The following is a 23,817-nucleotide window of genomic DNA, read 5'->3' as shown; positions in this document are numbered from 1 at the left end:
CGCGTGTCGCGACGTCAGTGACCGCGGACGCGACGGGTCGCGTCCTGCACCTCGCCGACGAGCTCCTCGAGGATGTCCTCCAGGAACAGCACGGCGGTTGTCTCCCCCCGCGCGTCGCGGACCTTGGCCAGGTGACGGCCCGCACGTCGCATGACGGCGAGGGCGTCCTCCAGGTCGGTGTCCTCCTGCACGGGCACCATGTGATGGATGCGCTTGCCGGGGATCGGCTCGAGCACCTTGGCTTCGGCGTCCGGCCCCTCGGAGGCCCGCAGGATGTCCTTGAGGTGGACGTAGCCGATCGGGACGTCCTCGTCGTCGACGATCACGTAGCGCGAGAACCCGTAGCGGGCCACCGCCTTCTCGATGTCGTCCGGCGTGGTCGTCTGCGGCAGTGTGACCAGGTCGCTCAGCGGCACGGCCACGTCGCGGGCCTTCTTGTCGGTGAACTCCACCGCGGCCGTCACCGTGCCCGCGGTGTCCATGAGCACGCCCTCCCGGCGCGACTGACTGACGATCGTCGCCACCTCATCGAGCGTGAAGGTCGACGCCGCCTCGTTCTTCGGCTCCACCCGGAACAGGCGCAGCACACCGTTCGCCGCCGCGTTCAGCAGCCAGATCACCGGCATGAACACCTTCGACACCCACACCAGCGGCGTCGCCAGGAGCAGCACGGCCCGGTCCGGAATCGAGAACGCGAGGTTCTTCGGCACCATCTCGCCGAACACGACGTGCAGGAACGACACGATGAGCAGCGCGATCGTGAACGACACGACGTCCACCGCACCATCCGACCAGCCCACGGCGTGCAGCGGCACGGCGAGCAGGTGGTGGATGGCCGGCTCGGAGACGTTCAGGATGAGCAGCGAGCAGATCGTGATGCCGAGCTGCGAGGTCGCGAGCATGAGCGTCGCGTGCTCCATGGCGTACAGCGCCGTCTTGGCGGGACGCGAGCCGCGCTCCGCCTTCGGCTCGATCTGCGAGCGCCGCGCGGAGATCACCGCGAACTCGGCGCCGACGAAGAACGCGTTCGCCGCCAGCAGGACGACGAGCCAGGCGAGGCCTCCCCAATCGCTCACAGGGACACCCCCTCGATGATGACGGCATCCGGTCTCGGGACGTAGCGCACCCGATCCACCCGGCGTCCGTCCATGCGGACCACCTGCAGGGTGCCGCTCTCCAGGGGCACCTCGTCGCCGACGACAGGCACCCGCTCCAGAACGCTCATGACGTAGCCGCCGACCGTGTCGTACACATCGCCCTCCGGCACCTCGACGCCCGCGCGGCTGCGCAGCTCGTCCGGGCGCAGCTCGCCGGGGAAGGTCACCCCGTCGCGGTTGCGGATGATCCCGGCCCTCGTCCGATCGTGCTCGTCGGAGACCTCGCCGACGAGCTCCTCCACGAGGTCCTCCAGGGTCACGATGCCGGCGGTCCCGCCGTACTCGTCGACGACGACCGCGAGCTGGTAACCCCGGCCGCGGAGGTCCGAGATGAGCGCGTCGACATGGGCGGTCTCCGGCACGCGGAGCGGATCGGTCGCGAGAGCGCCGACGGGCACCTCGGCGCGACGCTCCCGCGGCACCGAGATGGCGGCCTTGAGGTGCACGACGCCGGTGATGTCGTCGAGGTCCTCGTCGAACACCGGGAAGCGGCTGTGGCCCGTGCGCCGGGCGAGCTGGATCACGTCGTCCACGGAGTCGCCGGCGGCGATCGCGTGCATGCTCGGGCGCGCCGTCATGACGTCCGCCGCCGTGAGCCGGGAGAAGGTGAGCGTGCGGTCCAGCAGCGTGGCGGTGTCGGCCTCCAGAACTCCGGCGCTCGCCGACCGTCGCACGAGCGACGACAGCTCCTCCGCGCTGCGGGCGCCGGAGAGCTCCTCCTTGGGCTCGATGCCCATGCTGCGCAGCACGCCGTTGGCGCTGCCGTTCAGCACGACCACCGCCGGCTTGAACACCGTCGTGAAGGCGATCTGGAAGGGCACGACGAGCTTGGCCGTGGCCAGGGGCAGCGCCAGCGCGAAGTTCTTCGGGACGAGCTCGCCGAGGATCATCGAGAGCACCGTCGCGACGAACATCGCCACCACGGTCGCGATGGGGGCGACGGCGGCTTCCGGGATGTTCCAGGCGACCAGCGTGGGACGCAGGAGGTTCGACAGCGCCGGCTCCATCGTGTATCCGGTCAGCAGCGTGGTCAGCGTGATGCCGAGCTGTGCAGACGAGAGATGCGTCGACGTGTGCCGGAGAGCGCTGATCGTCAGGGAGAGGCGGGACTCCCCGCGCGCCTGCCGCGCCTCCAGATCCGCGCGGTCGAGGTTCACGAGGGCGAACTCGCTCGCCACGAAGAGGCCGGTGCCGACCGTGAGCAGAAGCCCCACGCCCAACATGATGTAGTCCATCAGATCTTCCTCTCCGGGGAGAGAACGGGACGGTGGGGCGATGTTCGGCAACTGGGAGGGTCGTCCATAGTGCGCTCGATTCTACAGAAGCGGACTGTGGACGCGGCAGGCGATCACCAACTGACCGGCAGCGCCTTGCCCTCCTCGTATCCCGCCGCGGACTGCAGTCCGACGAGGGCGCGCTCGTGGAACTCCGGCACGGTCGCAGCACCGGCGTACGTGAAGGACGACCGCACGCCCGAGGTGATCATGTCGAGCAGGTCCTCCACTCCCGGCCGCAGCGGGTCGAGATAGATCTTCGAGGAGGAGATGCCTTCGGCGAACAGCTCCTTGCGCGCCCGCTCGTACGCGTCGAGCCGACCGAACCGCGCCTGCACGGCCTTCGTGGACGCCATCCCCCACGACTCCTTGAACAGCCGCCCGTCCGCGTCGCGCTGGAGCTCCCCCGGGGCCTCGATCGTCCCGGCGAACCAGGAGCCGACCATGACGGAGGCGGCACCGGCCGCGAGCGCGAGGGCGACGTCGCGGGGGTAGCGCACCCCGCCGTCGGCCCAGACGTGCGCTCCGGCCTCGGCGGCGGCCGCGGCGGTCTCCAGCACCGCGGAGAACTGCGGACGACCGACCGCCGTCATCATCCGGGTCGTGCACATCGCCCCTGGGCCGACGCCGACCTTGAGGATCGAGGCGCCCGCGTCGACGAGATCTCGGACGCCGTCCGCGGTGACGATGTTCCCCGCGACGATCGGGAGCCCGAGGCCGAGGGACGCGACCTCCTGCAGCGCCCGGAGCATGCCCTCCTGGTGACCGTGCGCGGTGTCGACGACGAGCACGTCCACGCCGGCGGCCGCGAGCGCCTTCGCCTTGGCCGCCACATCGCCGTTGATGCCGACCGCCGCGGCCACCGCGAGGCGGCCGTCGGCGTCCACGGCCGGGCGGTACAGGGTGGCGCGCAAGGCGCTGCGCGCGCTCAGCGTCCCGACGAGGTGGCCGTGGTGCACGACGGTGACGATCTCGACGTCCGCCTCGGTGATGACGTCGAAGGCGTGACGCTCGGAGCCGATGTCGTCCGCGTCGATGGACGGCGTCCCCCGGTGCACGAGGTCGCCGAGCTGTGCATCGGGCAACGCGGTCGCCAGACGCGTCGCCGGAAGGACGCCGACGATGCGGTCCACAGCGATCGGCGCCGCCCCGTAGGCCACGACGATCCCGTGTCCCACGGCGGCCGGAAGCAGGCGGAGCGCGTCGGCGACGGTCGCCTCCGGGGGCAGCACGAGCGGCGTGTCCCAGAGCACCGGCTGCCCCTTCACGTCGCGGATCGCGGCGTCGAGCTCCTGGAGCGGCAGGTCCTGCGGGAGCACGCCCAGCGCCCCGCGGCGTGCGAGCACGGCGGCGATACGCGGCCCTGTCACCGAGTTCATGTTCGCGGCGACGAGCGGCAGCGTCGCGGGCGTGCCGTCGTGCGGGGCGAGATCGACCTGCAACCGACTGGTGACGGCCGAACGGCGCGGCACCAGGAAGACATCCGAGTAGGTCAGATCGACGGTCGGCTGCGCACCTGAGAACTCCATGCCTCCACGGTACCCAGATCGGCGCGGCGCGGGTCGCTCTCTTCGACGTCTCCCCGGTCGAAACAGGTTAGGCTTGGTGGTCGAGAGTGTGCGGGCCCGAGCGCATCCTGCGTCGTGCGTCCGCATCGGAGATCTTCAGCGATGAAAGAGGGCGATAGAGCGTGTCGAACCAGGTGACCGGCGTCGGTGGCGACGGGGGGTTCGGAGCCAATTCCTGGCTCGTCGAAGAGCTCTACGAGCAGTTCAAGGAGAACCGCGACTCGGTCGACAAGGAGTGGTGGCCCATCCTGGAGAAGTACCACTCCGAGACCACCGCAGGCGGAGGCGCTGCTGCTCCCACCGCGACGACGGCCCCGGCACACCCCGTGACCGCGCCCATCCCGGTGATCGGCTCGCAGCCCGTCGCCCGCACCACGGCGAAGCCCGCGGCCTCCGCCCCGATCCCCGCCCAGGCGCCGAAGCCGAAGCAGGAATCCAAGGAGGCGCAGCCGCCCTCCGAGGAGGACAAGGTCACCCCGCTGCGCGGTCTGCCGAAGACCCTCGCCGCGAACATGGACGAGTCCCTCACCGTCCCCACCGCGACGAGCGTGCGCACGGTCCCCGCCAAGCTGATGATCGACAACCGCATCGTCATCAACAACCACATGGCCCGCACCCGCGGCGGCAAGGTCAGCTTCACCCACCTCATCGGCTGGGCGCTCATCCGCACCCTCGACGAGTTCCGCAGCCAGAACGTCTTCTACGCTGAGATCGACGGCAAGCCGTCCGTCGTCGCCCCCGCGCACGTCAACCTCGGCATCGCGATCGACCTGCCCAAGCCCGATGGCACCCGCGCCCTCATGGTCCCGAGCATCAAGCGCGCCGACACCATGACCTTCACCGAGTACCTCGCCGCCTACGAGGACCTCGTCACCCGCGCACGCTCCAACAAGCTCACCGCCGCCGACTTCCAGGGCACCACGGTCTCGCTGACCAACCCCGGCGGCATCGGCACGGTCCACTCGGTCCCGCGTCTCATGAAGGGCCAGGGCTGCATCATCGGCGCCGGTGCCCTCGAGTACCCGGCCGAGTTCCAGGGCGCGAGCGACAAGACGCTCAACGAGCTCGCGATCGGCAAGACGATCACGCTCACCAGCACCTACGACCACCGCGTCATCCAGGGCGCCGGCTCCGGCGAGTTCCTCAAGAAGGTGCACGAGCTGCTGATCGGCCAGCGCGGCTTCTACGACGACATCTTCGCCGCGCTGCGCATCCCGTACGCGCCCATCCGCTGGAACCCCGACATCGCGGTCGACCTCGCCGAGCGCGTCGACAAGCAGTCGCGCGTGCAGGAGCTCATCAACTCCTTCCGCGTGCGCGGTCACCTCATGGCCGACATCGATCCGCTCGAGTACCGGCAGCGCTCGCACCCGGACCTCGAGATCGAGAGTCACGGGCTGACGTTCTGGGACCTCGACCGCGAATTCGTCACCGGCGGCTTCGGCGGGCGCCGCGTCGCGAAGCTCCGCGACATCCTCGGCGTGCTGCGCGACTCGTACTGCCGCACGCTCGGCATCGAGTACATGCACATCCAGGACCCGGAGCAGCGCCGCTGGTTCCAGGACAAGGTCGAGGTCAAGTACCAGAAGCCCGGCCATGACGAGCAGCTGCGCGTGCTGCGCAAGCTCAACGAGGCCGAGGCCTTCGAGACCTTCCTGCAGACGAAGTTCGTCGGTCAGAAGCGCTTCTCCCTCGAGGGCGGCGAGTCGCTGATCCCGCTCCTCGACGAGATCCTCCAGGGCGCGGCCACCGCCGGTCTCGAGGGGGCCGCGATCGGCATGGCCCACCGCGGTCGCCTGAACGTGCTCACCAACATCGCCGGGAAGACCTACGGCCAGGTCTTCCGCGAGTTCGAGGGCACGCAGACCCCCGGCAACCAGCGCGGCTCCGGCGACGTGAAGTACCACCTCGGCACCGAGGGCACCTTCGTCGCCGACGACGGCTCCTCGCTCCCCGTGTACCTGGCCGCCAACCCCTCGCACCTGGAGACGGTCGACGGCGTGCTCGAGGGCATCGTCCGCGCCAAGCAGGACCGCAAGCCCATCGGCACCTTCGCCTGGCTGCCGATCCTCGTCCACGGCGACGCGGCCTTCGCCGGCCAGGGCGTCGTCGTCGAGACGCTGCAGATGTCGCAGCTGCGCGGCTACCGCACCGGCGGCACGATCCACGTGGTCGTCAACAACCAGGTCGGCTTCACCACGACGCCGAGCGACGCCCGCACCTCGGTCTACGCCACCGACGTCGCCAAGACGATCCAGGCACCCGTGTTCCACGTGAACGGCGACGACCCCGAGGCGGTCATCCACGTGGCCCAGCTCGCGTTCGAGTACCGTGAGCGCTTCCACCGCGACGTCGTGATCGACCTCGTCTGCTACCGCCGACGCGGTCACAACGAGGGCGACGACCCCTCGATGACGCAGCCGCTGATGACAGACCTCATCCAGGCGAAGCGCTCCGTCCGCCGCCTCTACACGGAGTCGCTCGTCGGTCGCGGTGACATCACCGAGGAGGAGTACGACGAGGCCAAGGCCGACTTCCAGAACCGCCTGGAGATCGCCTTCGCCGAGACGCACGCCGCCGAGACCGGAGCCACCCCGATCGCCCCGGAGGAGGCCCCGCAGGTCGAGGACCAGGTCGGAGCCCCCGAGGTCACCGGTGTCCCCGCGGAGGTCATCCGCCTCATCGGCGATGCATTCGTGAACAAGCCCGAGGGCTTCACCGTGCACCCGAAGATCCAGCAGCTGCTGGAGAAGCGTCTCGACATGAGCCGCAACGGGAACATCGACTGGGGCTTCGGCGAGCTGCTCGCCTTCGGGTCGCTTCTCGTCGAGGGCACTCCGGTGCGCCTCGCCGGCCAGGACTCGCGCCGCGGGACGTTCGTACAGCGTCACGCCGCGCTCCATGACCGGGCGAACGGCCAGGAGTGGCTGCCGCTGTCGAATCTGTCCGACGCCCAGGGCCGCTTCTTCGTCTACGACTCCCTCCTCAGCGAGTACGCCGCACTCGGCTTCGAGTACGGCTATTCCGTGGAGGCTCCCGAAGCCCTGGTGCTCTGGGAGGCGCAGTTCGGCGACTTCGTCAACGGCGCGCAGTCGGTCATCGACGAGTACATCTCCGCCGCGGAGCAGAAGTGGGGTCAGCAGTCCAGCGTCACCCTCCTGCTCCCCCACGGCTACGAGGGTCAGGGGCCGGACCACTCCTCCGCACGCATCGAGCGGTTCCTGCAGCTGTGCGCACAGGACAACATGATCGTGGCGCGTCCGTCGACGCCGGCGTCGCACTTCCACCTACTGCGCCGTCAGGCCTATGCGCGCCCGCGCAAGCCGCTGATCGTGTTCACCCCGAAGGCGATGCTGCGCCTGCGGGGAGCGACGAGCCCGGTCGAGGCGTTCACCGGCGGTCGGTTCGAGCCGGTCATCGACGACGACCGCGGTCTCGATCGTTCCGCCGTGAAGCGCGTCCTCGTGCACAGCGGCAAGGTGCACTGGGACCTCCGCGCCGAGCTGGAGAAGAACCCGAACCCGGAGATCGCCCTGGTGCGTCTGGAGCAGCTCTACCCGACACCCATCGACGAGCTGAAGAAGATCACAGACTCGTACCCGAACGCCGAGCTCGTATGGGTGCAGGAGGAGCCGGAGAACCAGGGCGCGTGGCCGTTCCTGGCCCTCGCGTTCGCGGATGTCCCCGGCGACCGCTCCTTCCGCCCCGTGTCGCGTCCGGCTTCGGCGTCTCCGGCGACGGGCTCGTCCAAGGTGCACGCCACCGAGCAGGCCGCTCTGATCCGCGCGGCGGTCACCCTCGGCTGATCCGCTCTCGGACGACGAGAAGGGCGCCCCGGCTTCGGCCGGGGCGCCCTTCTCGTCGTCCGGGGATCAGTACCAGATGTCGAGGGACGGAGCCGGGAAGGCGACGAACGCGCGGTCCAGGGCCTCGACGGCCGCGGGCGCGCCGGCGATCCGGCCCGCACCGTGCAGCGCGGCGACACGGATACTGCCTGCGTAGATCGACGAGAGCGCGGAGACGTCGAGGACGAGGTCCGCCCCGGTATCCGGAGCCGCCTCGACGCGCGCCTGCCCCTCGGCGTCGATGCGCAGACGCCAGGTGCCCGCCGCGAAACCGAGCGCGTCCTCGATGCGGAGCACCGTGTCCAGGGGCGCGGCGTAGGACCGGGCCGTGAGCGCGGCGGGGACGTCCAGGACGCGGAGCCAACCGTGGTCGTGCACCTCCTGGGTGACCCCGCGCGGGTCTCCGACGAGCCACGGCAGCGGGTCGTCGAGAGGACGGAGGTCGGCGGTCACTTCGTCCACGAGATCGTGCTGCAGCGCGAATCGCCACAATGCGGCCGTCGCCTCCGCCGTCTCGCCGACGAGCAGACGCACGTGCAGCGCGAACCGGAAAGTGCCCCCGCGCTCGGCGAGGTGGAACGCCATCACGCCGCGCACCTGCCCGGACTCGTCGCGATAGCGGATACCGCGCACCCGGTCCCGGTCGGTGTCTGTGCTCGCGAGCCCGCTGATGCCCGCCCAGCGGGCCGGCCATCCGGGGACCTGCCCCGATCGGGCGATACGCGCCCGCTCGTGCGCCTCCGCCAGCGCGGCCGCGAGCTCTTCGCGCTCGAGGTACTCGACGCCGCCCGCGGGACCGGGCCCCGCCCATCCCGCGCGGCGGACGTCGACGGTGAACCGCGACACCGGGACGGCAGAGCCGAAGCCGTACCGTCCGTAGATCGTCGCCTCGGACACCGTGAGCCCGGCGACCGGGAGACCGGCGTCGGAGGCGGCGCGCAGCTCCCCCTCCAGCAGCGCCCGCGCGATGCCACGACGACGATGGGTGCCGGCCACAGTGACTCCGCTGATCGCCCACATGCCGATCTCACCGCCGGGGATCGTCAGCGGAGTCACCCAGGAGTCGATGGTCGCCACGGGGAAACGGTCGGCCGGGGTGTCGGGCTCGTACACGCCGATGTTGCGCCGGCTCCTCAGGGTGCCGACGCCTTCCTCGCGAGCCGCCTCCGAGGGGTCGGCGCCGAGGAACCCGCGCGCCATCGCTCGCTGGAAGGCGGCCACCCGCGCCGAGTCCGTCGTATCGAGGACCCGGTAGTCGAGGTCCTGTGCCGCGAGGCGGTCGACGGAGGTCTGGTCAGCGGGGATCCCGCGCGCATCGATGAGGGCCATGCACACAGCCTACGGGCGGTCTCCGACGCCCCGCACGCGCTCGCAGCGCCTCAGTGCTGTGCGGCCTGGACCTCGCGCAGCCGGGCGAACACCTGGTCGCGCAGCTCCTCGGGAGCGGTCTCCTTGCAGGCACGGGCGATGACCTCGGTGAGGGTCGTCGCCACCAGAGCCTCGTCCCGGCACGCCGGGCAGTTCTCCAGGTGCTCGCGGATCTCGGCGTGCTCCGTCTTGCACACCTCATTGCGGAGGTACTCCTCCAGATCCTGACGGGCCTTGTCGCAGCCGCAGTCGCTCATTTCTTGCTCCTCGGGTCAGCCGCGGCGATTCCCCGCTCCGCGGCGTAGTCGGCCAGCAGCTCCCGCAGCATCCGCCTGCCACGGTGCAGACGGCTCATGACGGTGCCGATGGGGGTCTTCATGATGTCGGCGATCTCCTGGTACGCGAAGCCCTCGACGTCGGCGAGGTACACCGCGAGACGGAAGTCCTCCGGGACCGCCTGCAGCGCGTCCTTGACGACCGACGCCGGCATGCGGTCGATGGCCTCGGCTTCGGCCGACCGGCTGTGCGAGGCCGTCGTCGACTCGGCGCCGCCGAGCTGCCAGTCCTCGAGCTCGTCGATGGTGCCCTGGAACGGTTCGCGCTGCCGCTTCCGGTAGATGTTGATGTACGTGTTGGTGAGGATCCGGTACAGCCACGCCTTCAGGTTCGTTCCCTGCGCGAAGGTCGACCACGACCCGTAGGCCTTGACGAAGGTCTCCTGCACGAGATCGGCGGCGTCCGCGGGATTGCGCGTCATGCGCATCGCGGCGGCGTAGAGCTGGTCCATGAAGGGGAGCGCCTGCTCCTCGAACTCGCGCCGAGGGTCGCCGACGGTGGCTGCGGTTGCGGTGTCGTCCATCACCGGCCAGTCTAGGCGGCTGAGGTCGATCACCTCGCGTTCCAGCGTCGCAGGCATCCTCTTCCCTTCGCACCGAAGCTGCCTCTCACGAGGACGGCGTTGCGTTTACTAAGGTGAGAACCGATGAGCGCCAAAAGGTATTCCCCCACCCGTGTGCAGGGCGCCTACCCCGCGCCCACGATCGACGGCCCGGTCCACGCCGAGCTCACGATCCCCGGGTCCAAGTCCCTCACCAACCGCGAGCTCCTCATCGCGGCCATCGCGGACGGCCCCGGCCGCCTGATCGCGCCGCTGCACTCTGACGATTCGCAGCGCATGGTGGAGGCCCTCCGCGCGCTCGGCGTCGGCATCGAGGAGGTCGACGCCGGCCACGAGTTCGGTCCCGACCTCGTGATCACGCCCGGCAAGCTCCGCGGCGGCACGACGATCGACTGCGGCCAGGCCGGGACCGTCATGCGCTTCATCGCGCCGCTGGCCGGCCTCGCCGAGCAGGACGTCCACCTCACCGCGCACGAGACGGCTCTGCACCGACCCATGGGCGGGCTCATCAGCGCCCTGCGCGACCTCGGCGTCGACATCGACGACGAGGGAACCTGGGCCCTCCCGTTCACCATCCGCGGCCACGGTCACATCCGCGGCGGTCGCGTGGAGATCGACGCGTCGGCCTCCAGCCAGTTCGTGTCCGGGCTGCTTCTGGCCGCTCCACGCTTCGACGTCGGCCTGCACCTCGTGCACACCGGCGAGCGGCTGCCGAGCCTGCCGCACATCGACATGACCATCGAGGCCCTCAGCCGCCGTGGCATCCGCATCGAGCGCCCCGCGGTCGGCGAGTGGCTGGTGGAGGCCGGGGTCCCCCGCGCCAAGGAGATCCCCATCGAGCCGGATCTCTCCAATGCGGCACCGTTCCTCGCGGCCGCGCTCGTCACCGGCGGCTCCGTCGCGATCACCGGCTGGCCGGCGCACTCGACCCAGCCCGGGGCGCTGCTGCCCGAGATCCTGCAGGCTGCAGGCGCCCACGTCAGCCGTCACGGCGGGGTCCTCACCGTGCGCGCCGGTTCCGGCATCCGCGGGCTCGATCTCGACCTCTCCGCCGCCAGCGAGCTGACGCCGACCCTCGTGGGTCTCGCGGCCTTCGCCGACGGCCCCACGACGATCCGGGGCATCGGCCACATCCGCCTCCACGAAACCGATCGCATCGCGGCGCTCGTCGGCAACCTGCGCGCTCTGGGCGGGACCGCCGAAGAGCTCCCCGACGGCATCCGCATCGTGCCGAGCCCGCTCCGCGGTGGCTCCTGGGCGGCGCACCACGACCACCGGATGGCGACGACCGGCGCGCTCATCGGCCTCCGCGTCCCCGACGTCGTGATCGACGACATCGGCACCACCGCCAAGACCCTCCCGGAGTTCACCACGCTCTGGGAGCGGATGCTGCGAGGCTGACGGGTGAGCTGGCTGGACGACGCCGACGACCTCGAGGACGACTTCGAGGACTACGACGAGAGCAGCATCCGGACCCGCCCGAACCCGAAGGCCAACCGACCGCGCACCAAGCGGCGCCCCGCGCACGAGGACGCGCAGGTCGGCCGCGTCCTGGGTGTGGACCGGGGCCGGTACTCCGTGCTCCTCGACGAGGACACCCCGCAGGAGCGCACGATCACCGCCGCCCGCGCCCGCGAGCTGCGGCGCACGCCGATCGTCACGGGCGACCAGGCCCGCGTCGTCGGCGACACCTCGGGAGACGAGGGCACGCTCGGGCGGATCGTGGGGATCGTCGAGCGGACCTCGCTCCTGCGTCGCAGCGCCGACGACACCGACGAGGTCGAACGGGTGATCGTGGCGAACGCGGACCAGATGCTCATCGTCGTCGCCGCGGCCGATCCCGAGCCGCGTGCCCGCCTGGTCGACCGCTACCTCGTGGCGGCCCTCGACGCCGGGATCCGCCCCCTCCTCGTGGTGACGAAGACCGATCTCGCCGACCCGGCGCCCTTCCTCGCGCACTTCGACGGCCTCGACCTCCGCGTCTTCACGAGCGCACAGGACGAGATGCCCGTCGACGAGATCGGCGCGGCGCTCATCGGCCACTCGACCGTCTTCGTCGGGCACTCCGGCGTGGGCAAGTCGACCCTCGTGAACGCCTTGGTCCCGACCGCGGGCCGCGCCACCGGACACGTGAACCAGGTCACCGGCCGGGGACGCCACACCTCCTCCTCCACCGTGTCCCTCCGCTACGAGGGCCCAGGCGGCACGGGCTGGGTCATCGACACCCCCGGCGTGCGCTCCTTCGGGCTGGGGCACGTCGAGCCCGCGAACATCCTCGCCGCCTTCACCGAGCTCGCCATCATCGCGGAGGACTGCCCGCGCGGCTGCACGCACCTGCCGGACGCGCCGGACTGCGCCCTCATCGAGGCAGCGGAGCGCGGCGAGCTGAGCGAGACGGGGCGGGCGCGGCTGGACTCGCTGCAGCGGCTGCTGCAGACCTTCGCCGACAAGGCGGAGCAGCCGCCCGGACGGTAGGCTGGGGGCGTGACCGAACGCCTGGAAACCGGAACCGCCGCCCCCGACTTCTCGCTGCTCGACCAGGACGGGAACACCGTCCGGCTGGCCGATCTGCGCGGCACGAAGACCGTGCTGTACTTCTACCCCGCGGCGATGACCCCGGGGTGCACCACCGAGGCCTGCGACTTCCGCGACAGCATCTCTTCGCTCCAGGGCGCCGGGTACCAGGTCGTCGGCGTCTCGAGGGACGAGCCTGCGAAGCTGGCCGCCTTCCGCGACCGCGACGGTCTCACCTTCCCGCTGCTCAGCGACCCCGACCACGCAGTGCACGAGGCGTACGGCGCCTGGGGCGAGAAGATGAACTACGGCAAGGTCGTCGAAGGCGTCATCCGCTCGACCTTCGTCCTCGACGAGGACGGCATCATCACGAGTGCCCAGTACAACGTGAAGGCCACCGGCCACGTCGCGCGTCTGCGCAAGCAGCTCGGCATCGACGCCTGACGCGTCGCGGCGGAGTCACTCCGCTTCGCGCCTCGTCCCCTCACGGCGTGCGCTCGCGATGAGGAGGGCGAAGCCGGCGACGGCGGGAACCCCGAGGCCGAGCACGAACACCCACGGGATCGGCGGCAGCGTGAGGGCGCCGAGCGCCAGGGCGATCGCGAGGACCTGGAACACCACCCCGCCCGATCGCGCCCAGGAGCGCCCGGCGCGGGTGCCGAAGGCGAAGGCTCCCAGTGCCGCGGCACCGATCAGGGTCAGGACGATGAGAGCGATGGCCGTCGGCAGCGATGCGGCGTCCCCTGCCCCGAGTCCCGCCATCTCGATGGCCGCGAAGACGAGCAGGGCGACCGCTTCGACGGCCAGGACGGCGGCGGCGGCGCGGGCGATTCCCGGTGCGCGCACGTGGTCCTCCCGGGGATCGAATGACGAGAAAACCCTTGATTTCAGGGTATTCATGTAACAGAATAGAGAAAGTCATGTGCTCCCACAGCGGCGTGGGGCGAACGTTCGCGTTCGCATCACAATCAGCGGGCATCCGCCCGTATCTCAACAGGGTAGCGGAACCCGAACCGTCGCCCGAATCGAGAGGTCGCATCGCGACATCTCATGAAATCCACACCGAGGAGCCCCCATGGACTGGCGTGACAAGGCCGCCTGCCTGACCGTCGACCCCGAACTGTTCTTCCCGGTCGGCAACACCGGCCCGGCCGTCGACCAGATCGAGAAGGCGAAGACCGTCTGCGCGACGTGCACGGTCACCGAGATCTGCCTGCAGTACGCCCTGGAGACGAGCCAGGACTCGGGCGTCTGGGGCGGCCTGTCCGAGGACGAGCGCCGCGCGCTCAAGCGCCGCGCCGCCCGCGCCCGCCGCGCCTCCTGAGATCCGAGAAGCGGCCTGAGACACCGTCTCAGGCCGCTTCTGCGTGTTCCGACGAGGCGTCAGCGCTCGAGCCAGCGCAGCGGGATGTCGATGACCACCTCGGTCCCCTCACCCTCGCTCCCCCGCCAGTCGATCGTGCCGCCGAGCTCGCCCTGGATCAGCGTGCGGATGATCTGCGTGCCGAGGCCCTGACCGATCCGGCCCTCCGGGAGCCCGTGGCCGGTATCGCGAACCGTCACCCGGAGGTTGTCCTCGGTGCGCTTCGCGTCGATCGTGACGACGCCCTCCTGCCCGGCGAGGCCATGCTCCACCGCGTTCGTGACCACCTCCGTCAGGGCGAGGGCGAGCGGCGTGGCGTATTCGCTCGGGAGCACGCCGAAGTGTCCCGTCGACTGCGTGCGGGCCCGCGTGTTGGGAGCCGACGCCACCTCGGCGACGAGCTTGAGGACACGATGGAAGACCTCGTCGAAGTCGACCTTCTGCGTGAGGCCCTGAGCGAGGGTGTCGTGGACGACCGCGATCGCATCGACGCGGCGCATGGCCTGCGTGAGAGCATCCCGCGCCTCGTCGGAGTGCGTGCGTCGCGCCTGGATCCGGAGCAGGGACGCCACCGTCTGCAGATTGTTCTTGACCCGGTGGTGGATCTCGCGGATCGTCGCGTCCTTGGTGATGAGCTCCTGCTCCTGGTGACGCAGCTCCGAGACGTCGCGGCAGAGCACGATCGCCCCGATGCGGGTGCCGTGATCCTTCAGGGGGATGGCACGGAGGGAGACCGTCACCCCCCGCGCCTCGATGTCGGTCCGCCAGGGCGCCCGCCCCGTGACCACCACGGGCAGCGACTCGTCCACCTGGCGGGACGGCGGGACGAGCCGGGTGGTCACCTCGGCCAGGGACTCGCCCTCCAGCTCGTCGTCGAAGCCCATCCGATTGAACGCGGACAGGGCGTTGGGGCTGGCGAAGGTCGTGATGCCGTCCACGTCGATCCGGATGAGACCGTCCGATGCCCGAGGCGCACCGCGGCGCGGCGATGTCGGCGCTGCAGGGTCGGGGAAGCTGCCGTCCGCGATCATGCGGAACAGGTCGTTGGCACACTCGTCGAAGGTGATCTGCTGACGCGACGGCGTGCGGACCTCCCCGAGGTTGGTGTGCCGCGTCACCACCCCGATCACGCGCGGAGCCTTGTCCTCGCCGCGCCGCTCGATCACGATCGGGACCGCGCGCACCCTGGTCGGTGTCTCCTCGAACCAGTCGGGCGAGGACGAGTCGACGATCTCCGCCGACTCGAAAGCGCCGTGCACCTGCGTGCGCCACTGCGGGCGCACCCGCTCCCCGACGATGTCCCGGTAGAAGAGCGTCGCCGCACCGCTCGGTCGCGCGTGAGCGACGGCGACGAAAGAGCCGTCGTCCGTCTGGATCCACAGGACGATATCGGCGGAGGCGAGGTCCGCGAGGAGCTGTCCGTCACCGGCGAGCCGGTGCAGCCACTCCACGTCGTCGTCGGTCAGAAGGCCCTGGGCCTGGGCGAGATCACTGAGGGTTGACACCTCACCAGCCTAGGCTCCCCCGCCTCAGAGGATGGCGAGCGACGTCGCGCGCCACCGTCGGTCCAGTCCCTCGAGTCGGATGGCCACGGCACGGGTGCGCCCCGGGCCCGCGACCACGACGACCGCCTCGACGATGCCGTCCCGTGGGTGCGTCACCCGCACCGTCCGGATGACGAAGGTGGGTCGGGTCGGCGCGACACCGCGAGCACTGCGCGCACGGGCGGCGAGGTTGGCCCTGGTGACGACGCTGCGGTACGCCTCCTCGCTGAACCAGCGGGCGAGCTGATCCACCTCCCGCACTCCGGCGAGGGCCTCGAGAGCCCCCTGGGTGAGGCTCCGCACGAGGAGCACGGGGTCCGGAAGCTCATCGGCCGGAGTGGGCTGCGGTCCGAAGTACTCGGCCAGCATCATCTCGATCTCCCCTCGGAGGCGTCGGCGAGCCGTCAGTAGAACACGTTCCCGGTACGGCACGGTCGGCGCAGGAGGAGGTCTGTGGACAACCCGTAGATTCCGCGCTTCGGGCGAGGGCCGGGGCGACCGTCCGCGCGGATGTGGATAACTCGGACGACACGATGTCCGCCCCTACGCTCGGTCGGGTGCACTGGGATTCCCTCTTCGACGACCTGGAAGGACAGCTCGCCGCGGAGTGGGAGGCGGAACGCGCCGCCCGCGACGCCGAGTCCGAGCGACTCCGCATCGCTCGACTCGACCTGCGCGCTCGATTGCGCCATCTGTGCGCCGCGAACATCGAAGCGACACTCCACCTCGTCGACGGGGCTCACCTGCCCGTCGGCCTGCGGTCCCTGGGCGTGGACTGGCTCGCCGCCGTCTCGCGCGTGCCGCAGGGCGCGCGCGTGCCGAGCTCCATGCTGCTGATCCCGATGACATCCGTGCTCGGACTCACGCTCGACCACGGATCGATGCTGGGCAGCCTCGCCGACGACACGAACGGTGGAGCGACCACGCTCCGCGAACGGATGACCTTGGGGTTCGCCCTCCGCGACCTCGCGCGTCGCCGTCTTCCGGTGCAGCTCCGCCTCCTCGTCGGCGACGATCTCCACGGGACCATCGATCGCGCCGCCGCCGACCACCTCGATCTCGCCGAGCACGACAGCGGCGCCACCCGCCGGGCCGACGCGGTACGGGGCTTCCGGATCGTGCCGTACGCCGCCCTCGCCGCGATCCGCGTGCAGGGAGCTCCGACTCTCTGACGCTCAGGGATGCCGGGACGCGGCGGGTCCCCACAGCTCGGGGAAGCTCGCGGCCTGCGACTGCCGCCACAGGGCCATCCGCCGCGCCTCCTCCACCTGCGCGGCCAGGTACTCCTCGATGCTCGACTCCTCGATGCGCCAGCGCGCGGGCGCACCGAGGGGGGCGCCGCGAAGGTCTCCGGCATGGACGAGCGCGATCACCTCGTCCAGATCGATGCTCAGCAGCTCTGCCACCTGCGCAGGCGCGAGGAAACGGGGGGTGTGCGGGTGTGGGGGTGTCATGCCCTCATTCTGGGCGCGCAGGGCGGAGGAGGTGCGGGGTGGCGAGAGCTTGTGGATAACTCGACGGCCCTGGTGGCCGCTTCTGTGACCATAACGCCATGGCCCCGCTCTCCCGTTCCCCTCGTCGCTTCCGCGGAGATGCCCGCTTCGCGGTGGGCATCGTGCTCGTCCTGGCGTCGATGGCCGGCGTCTGGTTCGTGCTCACCTCATCCGATCAGGCGACGCCGGTGCTCCAGGCGCAGCGCACGATCGTCCGCGGAGAAGTCCTCCGCGCCTCCGACTTCGCGACCGTCGATGTGGCACTCGGGGCCGTGTCCGACGAGTACCTCCGGCCAGGTCAGCTCGATACGGGCCAGGTCGCGGCCCGGACGCTGTCGGAGGGCGAGCTGGTGCCCAGGACGGCGACGACGACGGCAGTGGACAGCCGCACGACGACGGTCGTCGTCGCGAGCAGCGTGGGCCTTCCCGAAGACGTGGAGGCCGGAACCGAGGTCGAGATCTGGCAGGCGCCCCTGCGCGAGGACGGGCGTTCCTATGACGAGCCCCGCATCCTCGTCGGAGACGTCGTCGTGCGTGCCGTCCTCGAGCGGGAGGGGCTCCTGGCGGACACCACCGCGGAGCTGGAGATCGTGATCGACCGGAGCGATGTCGCTGCGGTCCTCGCCGCGGTCACCGGCGGTGCGGCACTCTCCGTGGTCCCGGTCGGGGCAGGGTCGTGAGCGTCGTCCTCATCGCGGTGGCCGCGCCGCGGGCCGACGAGCTGGTCGCCGAGCTGGAGTGGGAGGGCGTCTCGGCCGCCAGCATCCCCTCCGCCTCCGCGGCGATGATCACGTCTCGTCTGCATCCGGAGGTGGAGGCCGTCGTCGTTCCCGCGAGCAGGGCTGTGCTGACCACCGACTTGCTGTCCACGTGCGACCGCGCCGGCATCCGCGTCCTCACACTCGGAGGCGCTGACGGTCGCGCCGCGATACGGATGGGCCTCGCCCCTCCCCTGCGCGCGGACGCAGCGGGGTGGGAGATCGCGGCGGCACTGTCCGCCGACCTTCAGCCCGTCGCCCCGGCTCCGTCGGCTCGACCCCGGGTCATCGCCGTCTGGGGTCCGCACGGGGCGCCGGGGCGGTCGACGGTCGCCGTCCAGCTCGCCGTGGAGCTGGCGCGCCGCGGACGCCGGACGGCGCTGGTCGATGCGGACACCGTGGCCCCCGCTCTCGCGCTGCTCCTCGGGATGGACGATGACGCCCCGGGCCTCGCCGCCGCCTGCCGTCGCGCCGAGGCCGGCGCGCTCGATCCGGCGGAACTGACCCGCCTCTCCACCCGCCTCGCAGCCGGAGGTGCCGAGGTCGATGTGCTGGCCGGGCTCAACCGCCCCAACCGCTGGCCGGAGCTGTCCGATGCGCGGGTCCGGGCGACGCTCTCCCTCTGCCGGACATGGACGGAGGAGACCGTCGTGGACGTCGCGGCCGCCGTCGACGCGGACGAGGAGGCGACCTACGACGTGGTCGGCCCGCGGCGGCACGCGGCGACCGTCGCAGCACTGAGCGAGGCGGACCGGGTCGTGGCGGTGGCGGCAGCGGATCCGTTGGGGATCAGCCGATTCCTCCGCGACCACGCCGAGCTCCGGCGCCTCGTGGGCCAGACGCCGGTGACGGTGGTCGTGAACCAGGTCCGTCCCGGCCCCCTCGGCCTCGATGCCCGGAGTCAGATCCGTCGCACGCTGGAGCGCTTCGCCGGGCTCACCGACATCGTCTTCCTTCCCCTGGATCGTCGCGCCGTCGACGCGGCTCTCCTCCATGCCCGGCCGATCTCGGACGTCGCGCCGCGGTCGGCGCTCGTCGCTGCCGTCCGTCGGCTCGCGGCCGGTCTCGAGCCGTCCGCTCCTCCGGCGACTACTGGCGGTAGCTCGACAGGAAGTTCCCGAGGCGCTCGACGGCTTCGCTCAGCACTCGCGGCTCTGGCAGGGTCACGAGCCGCAGGTGATCAGGCGTCGGCCAGTTGAACCCGGTGCCCTGCACGAGGAGGATGTGCTCCGAGACGAGCAGGTCGTAGACGAGTTTGGCGTCATCGCGGATCTCGTGCACGTTCGGGTCCAGTCGGGGGAACGCGTAGAGAGCGCCCTGGGGCTTCACGCAGGAGACGCCGGGAATGGCCTCCAACCCTTCCCAGGCGATGTCGCGCTGCTCGTGAAGACGCCCCGTCGGGGCGATGAGGGCGTCGATCGACTGGACTCCGGACAGCGCCGCCTGCACGGCATGCTGGGCAGGGACGTTCGGGCAGAGCCGGGTCGACGCCAGCAGGGTGATCCCCTCGATGAACCCCTTGGCATGGTCTTGGGGACCCGTGACGACCATCCACCCGGAGCGGTAGCCGGCGACGCGGTAGGTCTTGGACAGTCCGTTGAAGGTGAGGCAGAGCAGATCAGGGGCGAGAGTCGCCGTCGGGATGTGCACCGCGTCGTCGAAGAGGATCCGGTCGTAGATCTCGTCGGAGAGGATGAGGAGCTGGTGCTCCCGCGCGATCTGCACGAGTCCCTCCAGCACCTGCCGCGAGTAGACCACACCGGTGGGGTTGTTCGGGTTGATGATCACGAGCGCCTTGGTGCGCGGGGTGATCTTCGACCGGATGTCTTCGAGGTCGGGCTGCCAGTCGTCGTCCTCGTCGCAGAGGTAGTGCACGGGGGTGCCGCCGGCGAGGCTCGTCATTGCCGTCCAGAGCGGGTAGTCGGGAGCGGGGATGAGGACCTCGTCCCCTTCGTCCAGCAGCGCCTGCATGGTCATGGTGATCAGCTCGGAGACGCCGTTGCCGAGGTAGACGTCGTCCGGATCGAAACGCGGGAACCCGTCGATCTCCTCGTACCGGCTCACGACGGCGCGGCGAGCCGAGATGATGCCCTTGCTGTCGCTGTAGCCGTGGGCCGTGGGGAGCGCGGCGAGCATGTCGTGCACGATCTGATGCGGGGCGTCGAACCCGAAGATCGCCGGATTGCCGGTGTTCAGCTTGAGGATCCGGTGGCCCTCTGCTTCCAGTCGCGCCGCCTCGACGAGGGCGTTTCCGCGGATCTCGTACAGGACGTTCTTGAGCTTCGACGACTGGTCGAAGGTGCGCGATGGTGTCATCGATCAAGCCTACAGGGACGAAAGGAGGGCCAATCCGCACGGACTGGCCCTCCTTCTCACCCGGGGGCTACTTCTTCTTCTTGCTCTGCGCGCGGCGCTGCTCGCGGTTGCCCGCGGCCGGGGCGCTCTGCTCCGTGCGCTGCCCGAAGGCCCCGCGCGGAGCCTCCTCGGGCTCGGCCGCCTGCGGTGCCTGAGCGCGCGCGGCGGCCTGACGCATCCGGTCGGTCGCGGCCTGCTGCACCTGGCCCCGGTCGTTGCGGACCTCGACCTCTCCGGCGTCGTTGGCGGCCGAGTACTCCAGCCGCTGCTCTCCGCCGTCGTTGGCGAGGCCCTTCGCCTCGACCTCCGCGGTCTCGGCGTCGCCCGCGCGACGGACCTCGACCTCGAGGTTGTAGAGGTAGCCGACCGACTCCTCCTTGATCTGGCCCATCATCGACTGGAACATCGCGTAGCCCTCGCGCTGGTACTCGATGAGCGGGTCACGCTGCGCCATCGCCCGCAGGCCGATGCCGTCCTTGAGGTAGTCCATCTCGTACAGGTGGTCGCGCCAGCGGCGGTCGAGCACCTGCAGGACCACGCGACGCTCCAGCTCGCGGGTCGCGGCCTCGCCCAGCGACTCCTCGCGCTTCTCATACGCGATCTTCGCGTCCGAGAGCAGCTCGCGCGTGAGACCCTCGGCGGTGATGCCGCCCTTGCGACCTGCGGCCTCGGAGACAACCTCGTCGATCGTGACGCTCACCGGGTAGAGCGTCTTCAGCTCGGTCCAGAGGGCGTCAAAGTCCCAGCTCTCGTTGTGTCCCTCGCCGGTGTGGTCGCGCACGACGCCGCTGATCGCGTCCTCGATGAAGTGCTGCACCCGGTCGGCGATGTCGTCGCCCTGGAGGATCTGACGACGGTCGGCGTAGATCGCCTCACGCTGACGGTTGAGGACGTCGTCGTACTTGAGGACGTTCTTGCGCATCTCGGCGTTGCGGGCCTCGACCTGCGACTGCGCGCTGCGGATCGCGCGGGACACGAGGCCCGACTCGATCGGCACATCGTCCGGGAAGTTCGTGCGGGCCAGGATCGCCTCGGCGGCACCCGACTGGAACAGCCGCATGAGGTCGTCGGTGAGGCTCAGGTAGAAGCGGCTCTCGCCCGGGTCGCCCTGACGGCCGGAACGACCGCGCAGCTGGTTGTCGATGCGGCGCGACTCGTGGCGCTCGGTGCCGAGCACATAGAGGCCACCGGCCTCGATGACCTTCTCGGCCTCCTCCTCGACGACCTTCTTCATCGCCTCGTAGGTCTCGTCCCAGGCGACCTCGTACTCCTCCGGCGTCTCCACCGGGTCGAGCCCCTTCGCCTTCAGCTCCTGCACCGCGAGGAACTCGGCGTTACCACCGAGCATGATGTCCGTGCCTCGACCGGCCATGTTCGTCGCGACCGTCACGGCACCGAGCCGACCGGCGCGGGCGACGATCTCCGCCTCGCGCGCGTGGTTCTTCGCGTTGAGGACCTCGTGCTTGACGCCCTTCTTCGCGAGCAGCCGCGACAGGTATTCGCTCTTCTCGACGCTGGTGGTGCCCACGAGCACGGGCTGACCGCTCGCGTGGCGCTCCGCGATGTCCTCGACGACCTGCGCGAACTTCGCCGCCTCGTTCTTGTACACGAGATCCGGCTGGTCCTTGCGGATCATCGGCCTGTTCGTGGGGATCGGGATGACGCCGAGCTTGTACGTCGACATGAACTCGGCGGCCTCGGTCTCGGCCGTACCGGTCATGCCGGCGAGCTTGTCGTAGAGGCGGAAGTAGTTCTGCAGCGTGACGGTGGCGAGGGTCTGGTTCTCGGCCTTGACCGGCACGCCCTCCTTCGCCTCGATCGCCTGGTGGATGCCCTCGTTGTAGCGGCGGCCGACGAGGATACGGCCGGTGTGCTCGTCGACGATCATGACCTCGTCGTTCATGACGACGTAGTCGGTGTCCTTCTTGAAGAGCGCGAGCGCCTTGATGGAGTTGTTCAGGAACGAGATCAGCGGCGTGTTGGCCGACTCGTAGAGGTTGTCGATGCCGAGGTAGTCCTCGACCTTCTCGATGCCGGGCTCCAGGACGCCGACGGTGCGCTTCTTCTCGTCGACCTCGTAGTCCTCACCGGCGACGAGCGTGCGCGCGATCTTGGCGAACTCGGCGAACCAGCGGTTCGCCTCACCGGACGACGGCCCGGAGATGATCAGAGGCGTGCGTGCCTCGTCGATGAGGATGGAGTCCACCTCGTCGACGATCGCGAAGAAGTGCTCGCGCTGGACGAGGTCCTCCTTGCGCCAGGCCATGTTGTCGCGGAGGTAGTCGAAGCCGAACTCGTTGTTCGTCCCGTAGGTGATGTCGGCGGCGTACTGCTCGCGGCGCACGGCGGGTGTCTGCCCGGACACGATGATGCCCGTCGTCATGCCGAGCGCGCGGTAGACACGACCCATGAGCTCCGCCTGGTAGCTCGCGAGGAAGTCGTTCACGGTGATGACGTGCACGCCCTCGCCCGCGATCGCGTTCAGGTAGGCGGGGAAGGTCGCGACGAGGGTCTTGCCCTCACCGGTCTTCATCTCCGCGATGTTGCCGAGGTGCAGGGCCGCGCCACCCATGATCTGCACGTCGTACGCGCGCATGCCGAGCGTCCGCTTCGCGGCTTCGCGCACCGCGGCGAACGCCTCCGGCATGAGCTGGTCGAGCGTCTCGCCCTTCTCGTACCGGGCGCGCAGCTCGGCGGTCTCGTTGCGCAGCTCGTCGTCCGTGAGCTGGGAGATGTCCTCCTCGAGGGCGTTCACCGCCTTCACCACCTGGTTCAGACGGCGGATGATCCGCCCCTCACCTGCACGCAGCAGCTTCTCAAGAGGATTCGCCACGGATGTCATCTCCCTGTCATTGGGTCATTCGCCGGTCGTCGCGAGGCGAGCGACAGGCATGCTTTGCCATGTTACCGGGCTGTGACCTCCACGTCGCCTGCAAGGGCGGCCGCCGCGCCGCGTCAGTGAAATTGCCGGGTATGCATATACTCGGCACTGCTTTCCATCCACCATCCTCGGGAGACCGGCCATGTCCGTACGCCAGAGCCTGCTCGCCATCCTCGATCAGGGCCCCTGTTACGGCTACCAGCTGCGCCACGAGTTCGACCGCCGGACCGGGTCGACCTGGCCCCTCAACGTCGGCCAGATCTACAACACCCTGGAGCGACTCGAGCGCGACGGCCTCGTCCAGCGCGGGGAGGCCGACGACCACGGCCATGTCTACTGGCACATCACCGCAGCGGGCTCGGCCGAGGCGGCGCGCTGGCTCGCCGCCCCGGTGCTCCGCGCTCCGGCGACGCGCGAGGAGCTCGCCGTGAAACTCGCGGTCGCCGCCACGCTGCCCGGAGTGGATGCCGCGACCATCCTCCGCAGCCAGCGGGACGCCTCACAGCAGCGGCTGGACGAGCTGCGCCGCACGCCCTCCCCCGGGCTCGCGGCGGGCAGCCCCGAGGACCTCGCGTGGTCGCTCGTCCTCGACTCCCTCATCTGCGCGGCGGAAGCCGAGCTCCGCTGGCTCGATCAGGCGGAGGCGCGGCTCGCGCAGCACCCGCACCCCGAGATGGCGCTGGAACTGACCACCGAACGGCCCAAGAGGGGACGTCCGGCGAAGGCGACGCCGTTGGCCGTCGGCGGCGAGGACACCGTCGCGGTGCCCGCCTGAGCTCCGCGGCGGGCCGTTCGCCTG

General features: G+C 70.2%; 21 protein-coding genes. 9 read left to right on the top strand and 12 right to left on the bottom strand.

The window, feature by feature from the left end; genetic code table 11:
• Positions 1–14 precede the first annotated feature (14 nt).
• From MICNX66_RS06225 to MICNX66_RS06215, 3 genes are all read right to left on the bottom strand, one after another.
• Positions 15–1,076, bottom strand: coding sequence for a hemolysin family protein (locus tag MICNX66_RS06225; RefSeq protein WP_187663746.1), 1,062 nt, complete (start codon positions 1,074–1,076; stop codon positions 15–17).
• Entirely contained in the window at positions 1,073–2,392 is a 1,320-nt protein-coding gene (locus MICNX66_RS06220; RefSeq protein ID WP_060923227.1) for a hemolysin family protein, read from the bottom strand. The genes MICNX66_RS06225 and MICNX66_RS06220 overlap by 4 nt, the downstream gene beginning before the upstream one ends.
• A 113-nt stretch (positions 2,393–2,505) precedes the next feature.
• Positions 2,506–3,960, bottom strand: coding sequence for a GuaB1 family IMP dehydrogenase-related protein (locus MICNX66_RS06215; RefSeq protein ID WP_187663745.1), 1,455 nt, complete (start codon positions 3,958–3,960; stop codon positions 2,506–2,508).
• 161 nt (positions 3,961–4,121) lie between these two features.
• Between MICNX66_RS06215 and MICNX66_RS06210 the strand changes: the two genes are divergently transcribed.
• Positions 4,122–7,805 (top strand): multifunctional oxoglutarate decarboxylase/oxoglutarate dehydrogenase thiamine pyrophosphate-binding subunit/dihydrolipoyllysine-residue succinyltransferase subunit, encoded by a 3,684-nt coding sequence (locus MICNX66_RS06210; protein WP_187663744.1) that lies wholly within the window; start codon positions 4,122–4,124, stop codon positions 7,803–7,805.
• Between the two features lie 66 nt (positions 7,806–7,871).
• Here MICNX66_RS06210 and MICNX66_RS06205 read toward each other — a convergent pair whose 3' ends face one another.
• The 3 genes from MICNX66_RS06205 to MICNX66_RS06195 are packed head-to-tail and all read right to left on the bottom strand — an operon-like array spanning position 7,872 to position 10,128.
• Positions 7,872–9,173 carry a GNAT family N-acetyltransferase gene (locus MICNX66_RS06205; RefSeq protein ID WP_187663743.1) on the bottom strand — a complete coding sequence of 434 codons (1,302 nt, stop codon included), beginning with the start codon at positions 9,171–9,173 and terminating at the stop codon, positions 7,872–7,874.
• 50 nt (positions 9,174–9,223) lie between these two features.
• The gene (locus tag MICNX66_RS06200) at positions 9,224–9,469 is read right to left on the bottom strand and encodes a zf-HC2 domain-containing protein (protein WP_025103064.1); all 246 of its coding nucleotides are present in this window, start codon (positions 9,467–9,469) and stop codon (positions 9,224–9,226) included.
• On the bottom strand, positions 9,466–10,128 hold the full coding sequence (locus tag MICNX66_RS06195) for a sigma-70 family RNA polymerase sigma factor (RefSeq protein ID WP_025103063.1): 663 nt from the start codon (positions 10,126–10,128) through the stop codon (positions 9,466–9,468). The genes MICNX66_RS06200 and MICNX66_RS06195 overlap by 4 nt, the downstream gene beginning before the upstream one ends.
• Before the next feature lie 66 nt (positions 10,129–10,194).
• Here MICNX66_RS06195 and aroA point away from each other — a divergent pair, with 66 nt between their 5' ends.
• Genes aroA through bcp form a run of 3 tightly spaced genes read left to right on the top strand, consistent with a single transcriptional unit; the run spans position 10,195 to position 13,068 of the window.
• Positions 10,195–11,511 carry a 3-phosphoshikimate 1-carboxyvinyltransferase gene (gene aroA, locus MICNX66_RS06190; protein WP_187663742.1) on the top strand — a complete coding sequence of 439 codons (1,317 nt, stop codon included), beginning with the start codon at positions 10,195–10,197 and terminating at the stop codon, positions 11,509–11,511.
• A 3-nt stretch (positions 11,512–11,514) separates the two neighbouring features.
• Positions 11,515–12,585, top strand: coding sequence for a ribosome small subunit-dependent GTPase A (gene rsgA / locus MICNX66_RS06185; RefSeq protein ID WP_187663741.1), 1,071 nt, complete (start codon positions 11,515–11,517; stop codon positions 12,583–12,585).
• Between the two features lie 9 nt (positions 12,586–12,594).
• Positions 12,595–13,068: a thioredoxin-dependent thiol peroxidase gene (gene bcp, locus MICNX66_RS06180; RefSeq protein WP_187663740.1), complete on the top strand. Its 474-nt coding sequence runs from the start codon at positions 12,595–12,597 to the stop codon at positions 13,066–13,068.
• A gap of 15 nt (positions 13,069–13,083) precedes the next feature.
• Here bcp and MICNX66_RS06175 read toward each other — a convergent pair whose 3' ends face one another.
• The gene (locus MICNX66_RS06175; protein ID WP_187663739.1) at positions 13,084–13,470 is read right to left on the bottom strand and encodes a hypothetical protein; all 387 of its coding nucleotides are present in this window, start codon (positions 13,468–13,470) and stop codon (positions 13,084–13,086) included.
• Positions 13,471–13,699: 229 nt separating this feature from the next.
• Here MICNX66_RS06175 and MICNX66_RS06170 point away from each other — a divergent pair, with 229 nt between their 5' ends.
• Entirely contained in the window at positions 13,700–13,948 is a 249-nt protein-coding gene (locus tag MICNX66_RS06170; protein ID WP_017203224.1) for a WhiB family transcriptional regulator, read from the top strand.
• Positions 13,949–14,007: 59 nt separating this feature from the next.
• On the opposite strand, the gene MICNX66_RS06165 is transcribed toward MICNX66_RS06170, so the two are convergent.
• Positions 14,008–15,492, bottom strand: coding sequence for a sensor histidine kinase (locus MICNX66_RS06165; protein WP_187663738.1), 1,485 nt, complete (start codon positions 15,490–15,492; stop codon positions 14,008–14,010).
• Positions 15,493–15,516: 24 nt separating this feature from the next.
• Positions 15,517–15,903: an Rv3235 family protein gene (locus MICNX66_RS06160; RefSeq protein WP_187663737.1), complete on the bottom strand. Its 387-nt coding sequence runs from the start codon at positions 15,901–15,903 to the stop codon at positions 15,517–15,519.
• Between the two features lie 185 nt (positions 15,904–16,088).
• On the opposite strand from MICNX66_RS06160, the gene MICNX66_RS06155 reads away from it, so the two are divergent.
• Positions 16,089–16,703, top strand: a complete 615-nt coding sequence (locus MICNX66_RS06155; protein WP_187664133.1) for a hypothetical protein — start codon at positions 16,089–16,091, stop codon at positions 16,701–16,703.
• Positions 16,704–16,706: 3 nt separating this feature from the next.
• On the opposite strand, the gene MICNX66_RS06150 is transcribed toward MICNX66_RS06155, so the two are convergent.
• On the bottom strand, positions 16,707–16,985 hold the full coding sequence (locus MICNX66_RS06150) for a helix-turn-helix domain-containing protein (protein ID WP_187663736.1): 279 nt from the start codon (positions 16,983–16,985) through the stop codon (positions 16,707–16,709).
• A gap of 98 nt (positions 16,986–17,083) precedes the next feature.
• On the opposite strand from MICNX66_RS06150, the gene MICNX66_RS06145 reads away from it, so the two are divergent.
• Positions 17,084–17,704 (top strand): SAF domain-containing protein, encoded by a 621-nt coding sequence (locus MICNX66_RS06145; RefSeq protein ID WP_187663735.1) that lies wholly within the window; start codon positions 17,084–17,086, stop codon positions 17,702–17,704.
• The gene (locus MICNX66_RS06140; RefSeq protein ID WP_187663734.1) at positions 17,701–18,981 is read left to right on the top strand and encodes an AAA family ATPase; all 1,281 of its coding nucleotides are present in this window, start codon (positions 17,701–17,703) and stop codon (positions 18,979–18,981) included. The genes MICNX66_RS06145 and MICNX66_RS06140 overlap by 4 nt, the downstream gene beginning before the upstream one ends.
• On the opposite strand, the gene MICNX66_RS06135 is transcribed toward MICNX66_RS06140, so the two are convergent.
• Both MICNX66_RS06135 and secA read right to left on the bottom strand, forming a co-directional pair.
• On the bottom strand, positions 18,872–20,098 hold the full coding sequence (locus MICNX66_RS06135; protein ID WP_187663733.1) for a pyridoxal phosphate-dependent aminotransferase: 1,227 nt from the start codon (positions 20,096–20,098) through the stop codon (positions 18,872–18,874). The two genes, MICNX66_RS06140 and MICNX66_RS06135, sit on opposite strands and share 110 nt — an antisense overlap.
• A gap of 67 nt (positions 20,099–20,165) precedes the next feature.
• Positions 20,166–22,970: a preprotein translocase subunit SecA gene (gene secA, locus MICNX66_RS06130; protein ID WP_187663732.1), complete on the bottom strand. Its 2,805-nt coding sequence runs from the start codon at positions 22,968–22,970 to the stop codon at positions 20,166–20,168.
• 190 nt (positions 22,971–23,160) lie between these two features.
• On the opposite strand from secA, the gene MICNX66_RS06125 reads away from it, so the two are divergent.
• Entirely contained in the window at positions 23,161–23,793 is a 633-nt protein-coding gene (locus MICNX66_RS06125; protein ID WP_187663731.1) for a PadR family transcriptional regulator, read from the top strand.
• The last annotated feature ends 24 nt before the right edge of the window (positions 23,794–23,817 follow it).

It is taken from the genome of Microbacterium sp. Nx66 (assembly GCF_904066215.1).
Taxonomy (GTDB): Bacteria; Actinomycetota; Actinomycetes; order Actinomycetales; family Microbacteriaceae; genus Microbacterium; species Microbacterium meiriae.
Note: the sequence above shows the minus strand (reverse complement) of the source record. Positions and strands in the feature narration are given on the sequence as shown.